The 16,958-nt window shown below is 63.5% G+C and carries 17 protein-coding genes; 12 read left to right on the top strand and 5 right to left on the bottom strand.

Going from position 1 to position 16,958, the window contains the following annotated elements; genetic code table 11:
- The 4 genes from BHQ40_RS08495 to BHQ40_RS08480 all read left to right on the top strand — a co-directional run.
- Positions 1-307 (top strand): acyl-CoA dehydrogenase family protein (locus tag BHQ40_RS08495; RefSeq protein ID WP_139139236.1); only part of this gene is annotated, 307 nt, incomplete at its 5' end.
- Complete coding sequence (locus BHQ40_RS08490) at positions 304-1,446, top strand: acyl-CoA dehydrogenase family protein (RefSeq protein WP_070154841.1); 1,143 nt, start codon at positions 304-306, stop codon at positions 1,444-1,446. The genes BHQ40_RS08495 and BHQ40_RS08490, both read left to right, overlap by 4 nt.
- A 27-nt stretch (positions 1,447-1,473) precedes the next feature.
- Positions 1,474-2,274 (top strand): crotonase/enoyl-CoA hydratase family protein, encoded by an 801-nt coding sequence (locus BHQ40_RS08485; protein WP_070154839.1) that lies wholly within the window; start codon positions 1,474-1,476, stop codon positions 2,272-2,274.
- Between the two features lie 17 nt (positions 2,275-2,291).
- Positions 2,292-3,539 carry an acetyl-CoA hydrolase/transferase family protein gene (locus BHQ40_RS08480; protein ID WP_070154858.1) on the top strand — a complete coding sequence of 416 codons (1,248 nt, stop codon included), beginning with the start codon at positions 2,292-2,294 and terminating at the stop codon, positions 3,537-3,539.
- Positions 3,540-3,579: 40 nt separating this feature from the next.
- Here BHQ40_RS08480 and BHQ40_RS08475 read toward each other — a convergent pair whose 3' ends face one another.
- The 3 genes from BHQ40_RS08475 to BHQ40_RS08465 form a co-directional block, all read right to left on the bottom strand.
- Complete coding sequence (locus tag BHQ40_RS08475) at positions 3,580-4,233, bottom strand: TetR/AcrR family transcriptional regulator (protein WP_070154837.1); 654 nt, start codon at positions 4,231-4,233, stop codon at positions 3,580-3,582.
- Positions 4,234-4,326: 93 nt separating this feature from the next.
- The gene (locus BHQ40_RS08470; RefSeq protein ID WP_070154835.1) at positions 4,327-6,189 is read right to left on the bottom strand and encodes an NAD(P)-binding domain-containing protein; all 1,863 of its coding nucleotides are present in this window, start codon (positions 6,187-6,189) and stop codon (positions 4,327-4,329) included.
- Between the two features lie 126 nt (positions 6,190-6,315).
- Entirely contained in the window at positions 6,316-7,005 is a 690-nt protein-coding gene (locus BHQ40_RS08465; RefSeq protein ID WP_171905807.1) for a DUF2889 domain-containing protein, read from the bottom strand.
- Positions 7,006-7,261: 256 nt separating this feature from the next.
- On the opposite strand from BHQ40_RS08465, the gene BHQ40_RS08460 reads away from it, so the two are divergent.
- Genes BHQ40_RS08460 through BHQ40_RS08450 form a run of 3 tightly spaced genes read left to right on the top strand, consistent with a single transcriptional unit; the run spans position 7,262 to position 9,835 of the window.
- A complete protein-coding gene (locus tag BHQ40_RS08460) occupies positions 7,262-8,221 on the top strand; it encodes an alpha/beta fold hydrolase (protein ID WP_070154831.1) in 960 nt (319 codons plus the stop codon).
- On the top strand, positions 8,218-9,324 hold the full coding sequence (locus tag BHQ40_RS08455; protein WP_070154829.1) for an aldo/keto reductase: 1,107 nt from the start codon (positions 8,218-8,220) through the stop codon (positions 9,322-9,324). Before BHQ40_RS08460 ends, BHQ40_RS08455 begins: the two co-directional genes overlap by 4 nt.
- Before the next feature lie 49 nt (positions 9,325-9,373).
- Positions 9,374-9,835 carry a VOC family protein gene (locus tag BHQ40_RS08450; RefSeq protein WP_070154827.1) on the top strand — a complete coding sequence of 154 codons (462 nt, stop codon included), beginning with the start codon at positions 9,374-9,376 and terminating at the stop codon, positions 9,833-9,835.
- Positions 9,836-9,879: 44 nt separating this feature from the next.
- Here BHQ40_RS08450 and BHQ40_RS08445 read toward each other — a convergent pair whose 3' ends face one another.
- Positions 9,880-11,037, bottom strand: coding sequence for an acyl-CoA dehydrogenase family protein (locus BHQ40_RS08445; protein ID WP_070154825.1), 1,158 nt, complete (start codon positions 11,035-11,037; stop codon positions 9,880-9,882).
- A gap of 89 nt (positions 11,038-11,126) precedes the next feature.
- Here BHQ40_RS08445 and BHQ40_RS08440 point away from each other — a divergent pair, with 89 nt between their 5' ends.
- Positions 11,127-11,804 (top strand): TetR/AcrR family transcriptional regulator, encoded by a 678-nt coding sequence (locus tag BHQ40_RS08440; protein ID WP_070154823.1) that lies wholly within the window; start codon positions 11,127-11,129, stop codon positions 11,802-11,804.
- A gap of 12 nt (positions 11,805-11,816) precedes the next feature.
- On the opposite strand, the gene BHQ40_RS08435 is transcribed toward BHQ40_RS08440, so the two are convergent.
- The gene (locus BHQ40_RS08435) at positions 11,817-12,539 is read right to left on the bottom strand and encodes a DUF2889 domain-containing protein (protein ID WP_070154821.1); all 723 of its coding nucleotides are present in this window, start codon (positions 12,537-12,539) and stop codon (positions 11,817-11,819) included.
- A 189-nt stretch (positions 12,540-12,728) separates the two neighbouring features.
- Between BHQ40_RS08435 and BHQ40_RS08430 the strand changes: the two genes are divergently transcribed.
- The 4 genes from BHQ40_RS08430 to BHQ40_RS08415 all read left to right on the top strand — a co-directional run bounded on the left by BHQ40_RS08430 (position 12,729) and on the right by BHQ40_RS08415 (position 16,951).
- Positions 12,729-13,499: an IclR family transcriptional regulator gene (locus BHQ40_RS08430; protein ID WP_083276786.1), complete on the top strand. Its 771-nt coding sequence runs from the start codon at positions 12,729-12,731 to the stop codon at positions 13,497-13,499.
- Between the two features lie 187 nt (positions 13,500-13,686).
- Positions 13,687-14,829, top strand: coding sequence for a CoA transferase (locus BHQ40_RS08425; protein ID WP_070154819.1), 1,143 nt, complete (start codon positions 13,687-13,689; stop codon positions 14,827-14,829).
- The gene (locus tag BHQ40_RS08420; RefSeq protein WP_083276785.1) at positions 14,826-15,797 is read left to right on the top strand and encodes a CoA transferase; all 972 of its coding nucleotides are present in this window, start codon (positions 14,826-14,828) and stop codon (positions 15,795-15,797) included. Before BHQ40_RS08425 ends, BHQ40_RS08420 begins: the two co-directional genes overlap by 4 nt.
- A complete protein-coding gene (locus BHQ40_RS08415) occupies positions 15,794-16,951 on the top strand; it encodes an FAS1-like dehydratase domain-containing protein (RefSeq protein ID WP_070154815.1) in 1,158 nt (385 codons plus the stop codon). Before BHQ40_RS08420 ends, BHQ40_RS08415 begins: the two co-directional genes overlap by 4 nt.
- Positions 16,952-16,958: the final 7 nt, after the last annotated feature.

The raw sequence follows: 16,958 nt of genomic DNA, 5'->3' as shown, positions 1-16,958 counted from the left end.
AGCCGCCGCGGCGCGCATGGCGAGCGATATGGCTGCGGCGTCGCTGGCGCGGGGCATGGACGCCCGCACGGTCGCGGTCGCCAAGATCCGCGCGGGAGAAGCCGCGGGCAAGATCGCGCGGACCGTGCATCAGATACATGGGGCCATCGGCTATACCCGCGAACTGCCCCTGCAACTGCTGACGCGGCGGCTGTGGAGCTGGCGCGACGAATATGGCGGCGAGGCGGAATGGTCGATCGCGCTCGGCCGGTCGCTGGCGGCGGATGGCCGCGCATTGTGGGCCTCCATTACGGATATCGGAGCATGACGGCGCGCCGTTTTCCCCTTGTCGCGGAATCGGCGGAGGCTGCGGCTCTGCGGAAGGATGTCCGCGAATTTCTCGCAGTCGAGATTGCGGACCGTCCGCCCGTCAAGCGGGCCGAAACCTGGACTGGCGCGGACCCGTCCTTCAGCGCCAAGCTGGGTGCGCGCGGCTGGCTCGGCATGACCTGGCCCAAGCGATATGGCGGGCATGAGCGCAGCGCGCTTGAGCGTTATGTGGTGATCGAGGAATTGCTGGCCGCCGGCGCGCCGGTCGCGGCGCACTGGATCGCGGACCGTCAGAGCGGGCCGACTTTGCTGCGCTTCGGCACGGAGGCGCAGCGCAGCAAAATCCTTCCCGCCATCGCGCGCGGCGAATGTTTCTTCTGCATTGGGATGAGCGAACCCGACGCCGGTTCGGATCTGGCGGCGGTGCGCACCCGCGCGGTGCGGGAAAGCGGCGGGTGGCGGATCAACGGCACCAAGCTGTGGACCACCAACGGCCATCTTGCCCATTATATGATCCTGCTGGCCCGGACGGACAGCAATGCGGAAGGGCGGCATGACGGGCTGAGCCAGTTCCTGGTCGATATGAAGGCGCCCGGCGTCACCGTCAGGCCGATCTACGCCTTGTCGGGCGAGCATGAATTTAACGAGGTGCATTTCGAGGATGCGCTTGTGCCTGAAGATGCCTTGCTGGGACAGGAAGGCGAGGGCTGGAAGCAGGTGATGAGCGAACTCGCGCATGAGCGTAGCGGACCGGAACGGTTCCTGTCCTCGTTCATCCTGATGGCCGAGATGGCGCGGGCGGCGGGGCCGGGTCTGTCCGATCGCGCGGCAGAGGCGTTGGGGCGGCTTGCCGCGCATGTGGCAGTGTTGCGCGCCATGTCCCGCTCCGTCGCCGGTCAGTTGGAGCAGGGCGGCGATCCCTCGCTTCAGGCGGTGATCGTCAAGGATCTGGGGGCCGTGCTGGAACAGGAGATACCGGAGGTGGCGCGGAGCCTCACCGATCCGGCGCTGTGGGCCGATCCCGATTTTCGCGCCGTGCTCTCCTACCTCACGCTGAACAGCGTCGCCTTCTCCTTGCGCGGCGGCGCTCGTGAAATCCTGCGCGGCATTATCGCGCGTGGGCTTGGCCTGCGCTGAGCCTCAAACGCATCGGGTGAAAGACATATGGAACAGCTTGTCCTGATCGAAATCGACGGGCCGGTGGCGACGCTGACCTTGAACAATCCCAAATTCTACAATCCGATTTCCGATCAGGAGATGGTGGATGCGCTGATCGCCGCGCTGGTGCAGATTGAAAGCAATCGCGACATCCGGTGCGCCATCCTGATGGGCGCGGGCAGGGGGTTCAGCGCTGGCGGCAATCTTTCGAAGATCGGCAATCCGGGCGAATTGGGCGGCGGTGCGCCGGTGGAAACGCCCTCCGGCTATAAGGCGGGCATCCAGCGCATCCCGCTGGCGTTCGACGCCATGGAAATCCCGATCATCGCCGCTGTCCATGGCGCGGCCATCGGCGCGGGCTGCGATCTCGCCTGCATGTGCGACATCCGCATCGCGGGGGAGAGCGCCTCCTTCGCGGAAAGTTTCGTCAAGCTCGGCCTCATACCGGGCGACGGCGGGGCGTGGCTGCTGCCGCGCGCCGTGGGCTTTTCGAAAGCGTGCGAGATGGCCTTCACCGGTGAGTCGATCAACGCGCAGGAGGCGCTGGCCTGTGGCCTGGTCTCGCGCGTCGTGCCGGATGATCAACTGAACGACGCCGCGAGGGACCTGGCCAGCCGCATCGCAGCCAACCCGCCGCATGCCCTCCGCATGGCGAAACGCCTGCTACGGCAGGCGCGCAACCAGCGGCTGGATGAGCATCTTGAGGCGGCCTCCGCCTATCAGGCGCTCGCGCATACCACGGCGGATCATCGCGAGGCCATCAGCGCCTTCCGGGAAAAGCGGAAACCCGTGTTCACCGGACAATGAGCGGCGGTACATCATCCATGATCGACCTTTCGCCCTTCATCCGTCCCGGCGACACGGTCTTTCTGGGCCAGGGGACGGGCGAACCGCAGACCCTGTTCGAAGCGCTGGTCGCGCAGCGCCAGATTCTGGGTCCGCTTTCGATTTTTATGGGCGCATGTTTCACGGACATCTTGCGTCCAGAGCATGCTGACGTGCTGCGGGCCGGGAGCTATGGAACGCTGGGCACCACGCGGGCGCTCGCCGCCGCCGGCGCGCTCGACATTTACCCGATCCACATCGCGCGCATCGCGCAATCCATTATCTCGGGCGCCATCGCTTGTGATGTCGCGCTTGTGCAGCTCAGTCCCAAGGGACCGAACGGGAAGCACAGCCTTGGCCCGATCAACGATTATATGCGGGCGGCCATCGCCAAGGCGCGGGTGGTCATTGCGGAGGTCAATGCGGCGATCCCGTGGACCTATGGGGCCGAACTGCCCGCGCTCGACACGCTTGCGCTGACCATTGAAACGGATCGTCCGCCAGCGGAACTGGCTTCGCGGCCCGCGACGGCGCTGGAGTCCGCCATCGCAGCGAACATTGCCGCGATCGTGCCCGATGGCGCTACCCTGCAGGTTGGTATTGGCGGCACGATCGATGCGCTGCTCGGCTGCCTCAAGGATCGCCGCGATCTTGGCATCCATTCTGGCACCATTGGCGATTCAGTGCTCGACCTGATCGAGGCCGGGGTCATCACCAATGCGCAAAAGCCGATAGATGCGGGCGTTACCGTGACAGGCTCCCTGTTCGGCACATCAAGGCTGATGGACGCGGCGCGCGAGAATCCCGCATTCCGGGTGGAGCCGTTCGAATATACGCACGCCGCCGGGGTCCTGGCGCAGATCCCCAACCTGTTTGCTATCAATTCGGCGGTGGAGGTCGATATCACCGGCCAGGTCAATGCCGAAGCGGCCAATGGCCGCTATATCGGCGCGGTCGGCGGTCAGATCGATTTCATGCATGCGGCGAATGCCGCGGAGCGTGGATGCTCCATCATCGCCCTGCCCTCCACCGCTGCGGGCGGCGCGGCGAGCAGAATCCGGGGCAGCGTAGATATGGTGACATGCGCGCGCGCCGATGTTGACTTTGTGGTCACGGAATATGGCGTCGCGGATTTGCGCGGCCGGTGCCTGCGCGACCGGATGCGCGATATGATCGGCATCAGCGCGCCCGCCTTTCGCGAAGCGCTTGAGCGCGAAAGCCATGCCCGGTCGCGCCGGGGATTCTGACGGGACTGGCAAAAGACCGGCCCGGCGGGCTTGCCGGATCCTAATCCGCCTTCTTGGCGAGGCCGTTCAATATGGCGTCGGCGAAAACGGTGCCGATCTGCTTGCCCGATGATGTGTCGGTGGGGTGATACCAGCGATGGCTCCAGGAACACATGCCGATGATCGCATTGGCGATGAGGCGGACATTTTCCTGGGGCACGTTGAGCGAACCATCCTCCAGACCCTGCCGGATGATTCCCCTGATCCCTTCGTCGAAGCGGCGTTGCAGGGCGATCATCATGCGACTCCACTCCGTGCTATCGTCCAGATGCGTCATTGGCTCCTGCACATAGACGAACAGATAGGGGTAGTGCGCCTCGTAGGATTCCATCAGTTGCACGACGAGGGCGCGCAACTTCTCAATCGACGAGATCTTTTCCTTGTAGAGTTGTTCCACCATTTCGACGTTCTTGCGGACAGCCTCCGCAACCACGTCCTGGAACAGTTCGTCCTTGCCCGATGTGTAATAATAAAGTGAAGCGCGGTCCTTGCCGATCTCCTTGGCAATATCCTGCAGCTTCGCGGCGCGGAATCCTTTACGCCGGAACACGCGTGCAGCGGCGCTGATTATTTCTTCCCGCCGCAACCGGTATTCGGGATCACCGATTGAACGCGCCAGGGCGCGCCTTTGCGCGATATCGCTTTCTTCCGCCATCTACACTCTGCCTGAACAAGAAATAGTCCTATGCGAGGGCGGATGTATTTGCGCAAGTGCCAGCTTCTTCCATCGGCGCAGGGCCGATGGCGCTTACGCGGTAATCTTCTCCTGGCTGCGGGCAGTCGCCAGTTTTCTCAATGGCATGGCGTTGCGATCCGGCATCAGCCCCTCCAGCGACGCCTTGATCTCCAGCGCGAGAAAACGCGAGTTGAGCCGCGCTTCCAATATTGCGCCGCCCATCAGCCATAGACCTTGCTGCGGCGTCCGCGTCCACATGTTACGGATATTGTCATCCTCATCAAAGCCCCAGACGGGGCCGAGCCTGTCAGCCACTTCGTCGCCGAGCAAACGCCGGACCATCTCCGCCATGCTTTCGAACCCCGTCGCCTGGACGAGCAGGTCGAGCGGAATTTTCCTGCCGTCCTTGAGCAGCAGGCCGTCAGCGACGAAATGGGCGATATCCTCATATTGCACGAGGCCGACCTGCCCATCGATCAGCAGTTCGCTGCACCCGACATCAATATAATAGCCGCCTGCGCCGCGCAGGTAGAGCAACTGAAACCCCGTCTTGTCGTCGCCATTATGGGTCTTGAATCCGACCTTGTTGAGCTTCTGGATCAACTCGGCGTCATATTGTTCGGTTTTCTTGGTGATCCATTTGTAGGAATCGAGCAGCATCGCATTCGGCAGGGCCGCGACCATCAGGTCGGTGTCCTCCACCGGCGTATCTTCCGAATAGATGGAGTAGCTGATGATCGCGCTCGGTTCGAGGCTGAGGACGCAGGTCGCCCCGCGCTGCATGATCGATACCGTCTTGGCGCCGCTGACATACAGGTCCTGCGCAATGTCATGCCCCGAATTTCCAGTGCCGACGACCATGGCGTTGCGGCCGACATAATCCATGCCGGTGCGGAATTCGCCCGAATGCACGACATCGCCCTTGAAGTCGGAAAGGCCCGGCATGTCCGGCTTTTTGGGAAGTCCGCCCGAAACGCCCGTGGCGATGACCAGGTGGGGAACCCGCATCGTCCTTATGCTCATATCGGCGCAGCGGAGCGTGACCGTCCAGATGCCGGCCGCCTCGTCAAAATGCGCCTCGACCAGTTCGGTGGAGTTCCAGACGTTCAGCTCCATGAACCGGGCGTAGGATTCCAGCCAGTCGCCGAGCATATCCTTGGGCAGCCAGACCGGCCATGTCTCCGGGAAGGGCAGATAGGGGAAATGGTTGGCGTTCAGCTTATTGTGCAGCGTCAGATTATTATAGCGTCCGCGCCAGACGTCCCCCACGCGCTCCGATTTGTCGATGATCAGCGCGTCGATGCCCATCTGGCGCAACCGGGCGCCCAGGATCAGGCCGCCCTGACCAGCGCCGACGACCAGCACCTGGGGGTCGCGGTCTTCGAACGCGATTTCATGGTCGCGCAACTGCCGCCAACTGAGCGGGCTTTCGATTTTTGAAAAATGCGATCCCGAAGGGCGGTTCAGGCCCGCTTTCTCTTTAAATCCATGCAGCTCGTGCAAAGCCGTCAACAGCAGCCATGTGCGAGGATTGGGGGCGGTGTCCGCGCCATTGGCGCATGGCTCCAGCACGAGCCGGGCGAAACCCGTGCCGGTGCCGACATTCAGGTCGAAATCGAACCATGCCTCCACCATATCGCGTCCCGAACGGCGGGAGAGGCGGGGCGCCGTGCGGTTCGCGGCCAGGCGGATATTCGAAAAACCGGCGGCGGCCGCCGTTGTATCAAACGCCTCCGCAATCGCCGCCCTGCCTGCAAAAGTCGGCCGCGCCCAAGTAAGGGACAGAATATCGCGCCAATAGCCGTCGGCGATAAACATATCGGCAAAAGCCTGGCCGTCCCTGGCGGCGATCGCCGCCGATATCCGCTCAATCCAGAGTTCGGCCACGTCCTGCGCCGACACGCCATCCAGACCGTTGGACTTATTCTGAGCCACTTCAATTCCTCTACAGGGCGCTGAGCAATTGGTGTCTTGCCATGCGCTGGTTCGTTCTTTCCACGCATATGTTGACAGTCTGATTTAGTCAACACATGTGTTGATAGAAATTGTGAGCAGTTGGATTTACGGCAGTTCGCGGAATCCTGGCGGCCGGAAGGCGAGCGACGCTCTTTCGGGTTGGAAGGAGTAACACACGCCCTCCATGTTCGCCGTGTCGGATGCGCGGCGGCGCGCGGCGGAATAGTCGCGGCTGCGATAGACGAATATGCATCGCCGCAGCACAAGGCCCGCTTCGCGAAGATCGGGATCGGCCATGACCGCATCGGACCAGACCGACCGCCCATGGGTGTCGTGGCCATGGAATGGGCCATCGGAAACAACCACGCCGTCCCTGACCAGCCAGTCCAGAAAGGGCGCGCCATCCCGCTCCAGCCGGGCGGCGACGCCCTGGCGCACGGGGTCATATTGGACCCGCACCCTGTAGTCGCGCTGGCCGCCGCGCGCGGCCTGAGCAATGGCGAGGCGCGCCAGATCAAGCATGTGCGTGCATTGCCGGGTCTGATCTATGGACGCTTTCGCGCTGATCGAAATGGGCGTAGCGACGAGCGCCGTCAGTTGTCCCGCGGCGCTGGGACAGGTGACCCAGGGCACGCGAACGGAATCGCCGGTAACTGCCGTAACGGCACGGCCATCATGGTCCACGGCGACGAGGAAGTGATGGACGTTATCGACCAGCTCCCCTTCAACCCGGTGCGCCGTCGCGCGCAGCGAGATATTTCGCCAGAAGGGCATGGAGTCGTCACTTAATATCATGATCATTCTCTTTTGGACGGGAAGTCTAAGCCCCGGCGGAAAGGAGAGTCAACACATACGTTGACTGGCAGCCTGTCGCCGTTTAGTCCTCTTTTCAAAATTACAGGCTGGTGCGTCGCCCGGCGGGCGGGGCGATCGGCGAGAGGAACCTGCATGCCCCTTCCGATTGGCGACATACTGAAAGCCTTCGCCCGCATCACTGGCCATTGGCCGGCGCGCGCCATGGAGGCGGCGCAGCGATTGGTGAGTAGCCGCTATGCATGACATCCCCGATTTTGCGATAAACCGGCGCACATTGCCGGACGGGACCGAACTGGCGTTCGTGCGGGAAGGGGCGGGCGGCGTTCCGCTGCTGATGCTGCACGGCTGGCCAAGCACGAAGCGGATATTCTACCGCAATATCGGGCCGCTGGCGCAAGCCGGTTTCGATGTCATTGCGCCGGACGCCAGCGGCTGGGGAGATTCCCCGCCATCGCCGCACGGCTATCCCGATCCGGTGCGTTCGGTGCATCAGTTCATCGACCTGATGGCCTTGCTGGGACATGAGCGCTGGGTGCTGGCGGCCTATGATTTCGGGTCTTTTTCCGCGCTCGACATGGTCAACCGATTCCCGGAGCGCGTGATCCGCCAACTGATCTGGAATCCGATGGTGCCCTTTCTGCCGGATGCCTATGAGCAGGCCGGATGCGGCGGCGATCTGATGAAGGAAAACCAGTCGCTTTCCAGCCATATTACCGACCATGGCGCCGATCCCGACGGCTTTGCGGGGCGCTTTGCGGACGATGAAGCGCGCAAAGCCTATGTGCGCGGTTTCTACCAAGGCCGCGTCTGGCGCGATGGCGGCCCTGTGTTGCGGCTGGCGGCCGAAGGGGTGTTTGACGATGAAGCCGCCGATTTTCACGCCGAGCCCTTCGGAGATGCGGAGTCCTTTCGCGCGTCGATCAACTATTATGCCGCGCTGCTCCAGCCGGAGCTTCTGTATGCGCCGCCTTTGATTGCGCAGCGGGTCGGCACGGAAACGATGTTCCTTTATGGCGAGGCGGACCAGATTATCGGCCGCATCGTGACGCGCCGGGCTGAGGTTGCGTACGACCGGATCGTCGGCCCGTTCATTGTCGAAGGCGGCGGGCATTTTCTGAGTTGGGAGCGGCCGGGCATTGTGAACGGCGCGCTGATCAGCCTCTGCCGCGACCTTTTGAAAGGCGGGCGGCCGTGAAATATAACCGCCTGGGGCAATCCGGCCTGTTCGTATCGGAATATTGCCTTGGCACGCCGGGGTTCGTGTCCGGCGGACCCGATGGAGTCAGTCTGGAGACCGTCGGATCGGAGGAGCGGTCGCGCGCGATCCTGAACGCGGCGCTGGATCGCGGCGTCAATTTCATCGACACCGCCGACTATTACGGCATGGGCCAGTCCGAAGACATGATCGGACGGATATTGGGCGCGCGCCGCCGGGATGTGGTGATCGCCACGAAAGCCGGGCTGCGGGTGGGGCGCGGGCTTAACGATGCGGGGTTGTCCCGCCGCCATCTGATCGCGAGTGTCGAGGGCAGTCTGCAAAGGCTCGGCACTGACTGGATCGACCTGTTCATCGTGCATCGCGTGGACCCGTACACGCCGCTCGAAGAAACGCTTCAGGCGCTCGATGATGTCGTCCGCCAGGGGAAGGTGCGCTATATCGGCTATTCCAATTGGCCCGCCTGGCTCGCATCGAAGGCCGTCATGCTGCAGCGGCACCATGGATGGGCGCGCTTTATCGCCGCGCAACTATATTATTCGCTGCTGGGCCGCGAGATCGAGCATGACAGCATAGCGCTGGCCGAGGACGCGGGCATCGGCATCATGGCGTGGAGTCCGCTCGCCAACGGGTTCCTGACCGGGAAATATACGGGCGGCGATCCGACCGGCGGCAATGGCCGGCTGGCGCATTTCACGCTTGGCCCGCTGGATCGCGTCAAGGGCGACCGGGTCGTCGGCGTATTGCGGGAGATTGCGGAACGGCGTGGCGCGACGCCCGCCCAGATCGCGCTGGCCTGGGTCGCGCGGCAACGCGCGGTCGCGTCCGTGTTGATCGGGGTTAGCGATCTGGCGCAGCTACAATCCAACCTGCCCGAACCTGCGCCCGTCCTGGACGACCGGGATATGGCTGCGCTGGAACAGGCATCCGCGATCCCCGCCGCCTATCCGGAATGGTATAATGCGATGATGGCGGATGACGCCGCCGCGCATGCCCTGGAAGGCCGATACGACCCCGCTACGACGCCCGTCGGCATGGACGCCTACCCCCGCTTCTATCTGGGCCGGGAGCCAGCGCGATGAACATGCGAGGCACAGGGAAAAACCGCAAATCTAGAGAGGAGGACATGGCATGGCGAAGCCGGTAATTGACGAAACCGCCGTATCGTCGGTCGAAACAGGCATTATTGTGCGCAACATAGAGGCGATGGTGCGCTTCTATATCGATATGCTCGGCTTTGAACCCTATGGCGAGACGAAGCTGGATTTCGTCCATGTCCGGGGTTTCCGGCTGGGCAACACGATCCTGAAACTCACCTATTTCTATGAGCCGGTCGACGCGCCGCAGGTGGAAGGGTTTGCGCCGGGCATGCGCTACCTGACATTGCGGGTGTCCAATATCGGCGAAGCCTATGCCTCTTTGATCGCGGCGGGGTTTGAGCCGTGGCTGGAACTGGAAACCGCGACCACGACCCGCGGCGTGGTCTACCAGCATTGCGGCGTTTTCGATCCCGACCGGAATTTCGTGGAACTGGTGCAGGGCGAATCCTATTCCCCGCCAAGCCCGGCCTTCGCGCGTGGAGAGGTCGAGTAATTACGAAGGGCGGCGGCCCGTCCGGTCCGCCGCCCCCATGTTGGTCACAGCATGATCTGGCCGATGTCCACGCCCATCTTCACCTTGCCGTAAAGCTCCGACGTCGGCTCGATATCCAGGCCGCCATGGGTCCGCAGCACGTTCAGATCGCGGAAATAGCGTTGCAGCGAACATCCGTTGCGGAAGGAATCGCCCCCTGCGCCGTGCATGATGTCGTTCACCCCGTCACAGGCCAACTTCGTCATATAGGATGACAGCATGCGCAACTGGGCGCGCTCGATCGGCTCCAGATGACGGTCGATCGATACCACGTTTCGCGCTGCGTCGCGCGCCAGCGAATCCAGCGCATCGGCCAGCGCATAAGCGCGGCCGGCCCGCATCTGCGCGGCCGGCTTCTCGGCATAGGATTGGCCGGTATAGCTTTGCACCCGGCTGCTGATGATCGTGGAGAAGGTATCGGCCGCGCCCCGCAGCGCGCCCGCGATGACCGGCATGACTTCAAAGCTTAGCGCGGTCGTCACGGGCAGCTTGTAGAGGGGGTTGGCGTGGATTTGCGCTCCGGGGTGGGAGCCGTCCATGAGCTGGATGAACGACACCGCCTGATGATCGGGCACGAACAGCCCGTCCACCGCCACGTCGCGGCTGCCCGTGCCCTGCATGCCCGCGATATGCCAGGTGTCGATCACCTCCACCTGCGCGCGCGGGACGCAGAACATATAGGGGTGCGGCGCCTCACCCTCCGCCGTCACAATGCCGGTGAAGAACACCCAGTCGGCATGCGCCACGCCAGAACTCCACCCCTGCCGCCCGCTGATCTCAAACCCTCCGGCGACGCGCTTGCCCTTGGCGGTGGGCGCGACCTGCCCGGAACTGAGCACGAAGGGACCGGCGGCGAACGCCTCCTCCTGCGACTTTTCCGGGAAGACGGCATGGAGCCAATTATGCCCGATATAGAAGGACGTAACCCAGCCGGTGGACGGGCATGCCGCGGCGATCAGGCGGCAAACCTCGGTCATTGTGTCGACGTGCAGCTCATATCCGCCGAAACGCTTGGGCGAGAGCATCTTGAACAGGCCCGCGTCGGAAAGGTCGCGAATGGTTTCGTCGAGAGGCGCGCGATTCTGTTCCGTGGCGGCGGCGCGGGCGGCGATGACGGGCTGCAATTCCCGCGCGCGGCCGATCAGTTCTTCTGCGATGTCCATTGCTATCCTCTCCGTCGCTTGCGAATGATCGATCATCCGGTTCGGACACAATCTGATCCCCTGGAGTATAAATAGTCAAGTGCCTATTTATGTCTGATGAGAAAAGCGCGCCCAAAAACCGCAGGCGGGGACGGCCGCCAGTGGGTGGCGCGGCGGAGATTCCCCGCGACCATTTGCTGCAGGCCGCACTGCGCGCCTTCGCGGAAGCGGGCTATGAGGGCATGTCGATGCGGAGCCTGGCGGAGCAGCTCGGCATCAGCCATGGACTGCTCAATCTGCGTTTCGGCACGAAGCAGCAGCTTTGGGAGGCCAGTATCGAATATGGCCTGGAGAAATTCCGCAAGCGCATGATCGATCTGCCCAGGGAGGGTACGCTCGAAGGGCGTTTCAAGGCGGCGGTCGTTCAGGTTCTGGAGGCGATCCGCGCCGTGCCGGAGATGTTGCGGATTCTCAATCAGGAAGGAACGGTGCAGAGCGCGCGGCTGGACCATATCGCGGAAACGATTCTGGCGGACCGCTATTCCCGGCTGGAGGAAGTGATCGCCGAGGGCGCGCAGGCGGGCATTTTGCAGGAGACCCCGGCGCAACTCATCACCGTGATGGTCGCACATGGCGGCGGCGTGCTGTTCGGCCTGAAGCCGCTGGCGCTCAAGCTGGGGCTGCTTGAGACCGGCGATGATCAGGAGCTGGATTCCCGTGCTCTGCAGATTGCGGATATCGTCTGGCGCGCCGTGCAACGTCCATCGGCGGAGACGGCGGGTTCATGAAGCCGCGTCACCTCAGGCGTTGGGGCCAAAATCTCCTGGCTCCAGAATCCTGAAATTGGCGGGCCGCTCCGACTCCGCCATATTCGCCGGCTGAAAGGTGAAGCAGGCGCCCGCCATGAATGGCAGGTCGGCGGCGAACCGGGCGTCGCGCGAACTGTTGGTTCCCAGGAACACCAAAAGCGCGCGGCGGATCAGCAGGGCCGCGGTCCGGATTTCAGGGTCGTTGACCTCCGGCGGCCAGATGGTCGCGCCCTGCAGGACGTGCCCTTCGAAGGGGCCGGGCGAGATCACCTTCTGATTGGCAATGGTCCACCGCAGGATTTCCGCGCCATTGCGCAGCACATAGGCCTCAATCTCTCCGCTTTTGGTCCCGTTGCCGACATGGACGTCGAATATCAGCGTGCCGATGGTCTTGGCGTTGGCCATGGCCAGGCGCGCAAGGTCGAACAAATGGGTGCACTGCATGCCCTTGTCGATGGACTTGCCGGACTCGCCTTCCAACGGTGCACCCAGAAGCGCCTGAAACTGTTCAAGCGCGCCGCTGCAGGTGGACCAGGGCGTCCGGTTCGCGCTTGGCTCCAGCGCCGTGATGACGTTGCCGTCATGGGTCATGACGATAGAAAAATCATGAACGCAGTCCATGATGCGCGCGGTCACGAGATTGGGCCGGGACTCGATATGAATCTTGCGGTGAAGCGGCTTATACGCGCTGATATCGCCAGCATTCTTATGCATCGCAGCCCTCAAAAATTTTCTGGACGAAAATTATTTTTACATAAACAAAATAATTGTGCATTGTCGCCATTGCAAACATAGCAGAATTGTCAAGTCGGGAGCGGCGGCATGCCAGCAATATATGCGGATGAATTGTCGGCTGCCTTGATTGACCTGCGCCATATCGCCCTTGAGCGATAAGCGGGCCGGATGACCGAATCCTCTGACGCGTCCGGGAAAATCGTACCGGCGGTGCGCCGCGCGATCGCGATCCTGCGGCTGCTGGCGGATGCGGGCGGGCCGCTGAATCTATCCCAGATCGCGCGCGGGGCCGATATCGTGCCCAGTACGGCGCTTCACATATTGCGCGAACTTGCGGCGGCGCGGCTCATCACGACCGAGAGCAACCAGAAAACCTATCGACTGGGAACCGGCCTGCTGGAGTTGGCGCAGGCCGTTGTCCGGCGGACCGAGTTTGCGGATATCGCCCGCCCCCTGCTTCAGGACATAGCCCGGCGCTTTGACGTGACGGCGATGGCGACGGCGGCGCTCGACCCGGATCACAGCGCCTGCGTCGCTTCGGTAAGCCCGTCCCATTCCATGTCGCTGAACGTCACCGTCGGCGGCCGGGTACCGACATTGTCCGGGGCGGCCGGACGCTGCGTCGCGGCGTTCAGCCCCACGCCCCTGCCGGAGTTGCGGAAGCGATTCTCCCGGATCCGGTGGCAGACGCCCTTTGATTTCGAAACCTGGCTTGGTCAGGTCGAACAGGTCAGGCAATTTGGCTATGCCGAAGATGACGGCCTGTTCGCCCGCGGCGTAACCACTCTCGCCGCGCCGGTATTCAATCCCGATGGAACCGTGACCAAGGCGGTGGGAATCGCCTCCATTTCCGCCGCTCTCGAAATGGATCGGCGGGAGGCCATTGCGGACGCCCTGAAAACTTCCGCGGATATTATATCGCGCCAGATGGCGGATTAGCCGCGCGCGCCGGTATTTTGCGCCAAGACAATATTTTTTTCTGTTGACAATTATCCTCCAGACATGACAACGCTCCTCTTGTAAACACTGACGTTGACAGGCTATTCTGCAGCGCCGTTGGAGAGGCTTTCATGGCAAACATATTGTCGATGGGCGGAACGCCCATGATCGCGCAGGCGCCAAATTCATGACGGCCGCACTTCCCCTGCGCGGCGTCCGCGTCCTTGAATTATGCTGGGTGTGGTCCGGTCCCTTGCTTGGCCAGCTTCTCGCCGATCTTGGCGCGGAGGTGATCAAGGTCGAATGGTATAAGCGGTTCGACGTATACCGGACGCGCGGCGTCGAGCGTCTTGCGGGCAAGATGCCGGAAGAAGTGCGGCGCGAAATGTCGCAGTCTTTCCACGGTCTCAACCGCAACAAGATCGGCGTCACGCTGGACCTCAAGGATGCGGATCATCGCGAGGCGTTTCTGGAACTGGTCGCGCAGTCCGATCTCGTCCTGGAAAACTTCACCTCCGGCACCATGGATCGCCTGAAGGTCGGATATGATGTGCTGGCGGAAGCGAATCCGGCGATCGTGCTGCTCTCGCTCGCGGGTTTCGGATCGGCCTCTAGGCTTGCAGATATGCGCGCTTACGGCCTTGCGCTCAGCTCGCTGTCCGGTCTGGAAACCGGCGTGGTGGACCCGCGCGACGGCAGCTTTCTCGGCTCCCCCACCTTCGTTTCGTCCGATCCCAATGCCGCGAGCTACGGGTTGATTACCGCCATTGCCGCGGTGCTCGACGCGCGCCGCACGGGTCGCGGCGGACATGTGGAGATGTCGCAGCTTGAGGCGGCCGGCCATGTCGGCGCGGATGACGATGCGGAGCTGGTGAAGGTCGCGCAGGAACTGGGACTGGACCCGGTTCTGCCCGGCGCGTCGACGGCCATCGTGCAGACGAGCGATGGCCAGCATCTCTGCGTCGACTGGGAGGGCCGCATCAGCGCCGCCGATCTGGAGGAGCTGACCGAGGCGGCATCGATCCTGCCGATCGCCCAGGCGCTGCATATCATCGAGGCGGCGGGCGCCAGGGCCGTGAAGATCATCGAGGAAGCGGCGGCGTTCGGCGCTGGGGCGGCCAATGAGGGGACACTGCTTTCGACGATCCATCCGGTGAGCGGCGTGGAGAATATCGTCGCCGCGCCCTGGTGGATCGACGGCAATCGCGCGCCCCTTCGCAAAACGGCGCCGACCCTGGGCGAAGGCAATGCCTATGTGCTCGGCCGCCTGCTGGGCTGGTCCCATGATCGCTACGCCTCGCTGTCCAACCCGCGGAGTGACGCAGCATGACTATGATCGGGACGGATAGGGACGAGGCTGGGTCCGGCATGGCCGAGCGCGAGCTGTGCGTGGGCGACAGCCATTTCGTCATCGTCGGCACCAATCGCGCGGTTCTGCACGCCGCGCGGTGGCTGCAGCAATTTGGTTGCCGCGTGACGGGCGCGCGTTCGCTTCAGGAGGCGCGCGCCATCAGCCCTGCGCCTCTCGCCCTGCTCATCGCCGGGGACGCGATTCCGGCCGATGCCGTGCCGGACGAAGGTGCCGTTGAAATCTATCTGTGGGACTATGAGGTGGATCGTCCCGGCCTTGGCGATTTCGCATCGGCCGTCTCCGGCGTCTCCACCGTGATCGGCGCGCCCGACGGCGCGCCGGGCGTGATGCCCGCGAAGATCCCGGAAAAATGGGCGGGCCTGTTCGGCGCGAGCCTGGCGCTCAGCCTGAAGGTCGCGCGCGACACCGACGCGAAAACCAGCCCGCGCAGGATAGACGTGTCCGCGGCCGATTTGCTGCGCGCCTTTGCCGAGCAAAATTCGGGCAACCATGCTGGCGTGCCCTATGGCTGGCGTCGCAACGGGCGCACCGCGATCGAGCATGGCGGCGTCTTTCCGCAGGGCTTTTTCCGCTGCCGCGACGGCTTCATGGCGGTGCAGGCGCGGTCGCGGCCAGACTGGCACGCCGTTCTCGCCGCGCTGGACGATCCGGAGTGGGGGAAGGACCCGGCTTTCCAGAATCCTTTCCGCCTGTCGGAGGATGACTCCAAGGTTCTGCCGCTGCTCGATGCCGAGCTGATGAAGCGGGATCGCCGCCATCTTCTGGAACGCGCGATGGTTACGGGCGCGCCGATCGCGCCGGTGCTGTCGCTGGACGAAGCAAAGGCGTGGGACGTGTTCCGCCCGGCCTTCTTTGCGCCCGATGGCCAGCCGCGCCCGCCCTTCACGGTGCGGCGCGCCAAGATATTGGAGACACAGACGTCATGAGCTGGGGCACGATAACGCCTGAAAAGATCGCAGAGGCGGCGACCCTGATCGACGTGCCCCTGCGGCGCGACCGGATGCAGTGGATCGAGGCGGCGACGCGCGACGCAATCCGCCATTTCGCCTGGGGCATCGGGGACAATAATCCGCTGTGGCAGGATCGCGACTATGCGGCGCAATCGCCCTGGGGGAAGATTATCGCGCCGCCGTGCCTGCTCTATGCGGTCGACAATACCGTCGTCGCGCCCAAGCTGCCCGGCGTGCAGTGGATTTACGCCGGCACGGCCTGGACCTGGCATGAGCCGATCTTCATCGACGACAGCTTCCGGGTGGAGGCACGCCTGGTGAAGCAGGAGGAAAAGAGCGGCCGCCGTTTCCCGACCTGGGTTCTGCAGACCGGCGAGGTGCGCTTCTTCAACCAGCATGACCGTCTTGTCGCAACCGCGCTCGGCCGCTGCGCGCGCACGCCGCGCGGGGACAAGCTGGTGGAGGCGAAGGGCAAGGAGCATGTCGCCGCCAAGGAGCCGCACAGCTACACCGCCGAGGAAATCGAGAGGATAGAGAGCGAGGTGCTGGCGGAGCCGCGCACCGGCGACCGGCCGCTCTATTGGGAGGATGTCGAGGTCGGCATCGCCATTCCGCAGGTGGTGCGCGGGCCGCTCAGCATCGTGGACATTATGGCGTGGTATTCCGCGCAGCAGGGCGCGCAGCCCTATGGCGGCGTGCACGGCGACGCGCTGCGCTATCGCCAGCGCCACGCGGACTATCATGTGAACAAGACGACAGGCGCGCGCGAGTCCGCCGGACGCGGCCATCTGGAGGCGAAAACCGGCGGCGATGTCGGCATGGGTGGAGCCTATGACATCGGGCCTCAGCGCATTTCCTGGGCGCAGCATATGCTGAGCAACTGGATGGGCGATCACGGCTTCCTGCACAAGCTGGACATCGCGGTCCGCCGGCCCAATCTGGTCGGCGACACCATCTGGTGGCGCGGCTGCGTGACGGGCAAGACGGTCAATGGCGACCATGCTGTTGTCGAGCTTTCCCTGATCGCCACCAATCAGGAGGGCGCGGAGTCGGCCAATGGCACGGCGACCGTCATCCTTCCCTCGCGCGACAAAGGGCCGGTGCGCTGGCCGGTTCACCTGACGGCCTGAGGGGGAG

It is taken from the genome of Sphingobium phenoxybenzoativorans (genome assembly GCF_001757355.1).
In the GTDB taxonomy this organism is placed as follows: domain Bacteria; phylum Pseudomonadota; class Alphaproteobacteria; order Sphingomonadales; family Sphingomonadaceae; genus Sphingobium; species Sphingobium phenoxybenzoativorans.
Note: the sequence above shows the minus strand (reverse complement) of the source record. Positions and strands in the feature narration are given on the sequence as shown.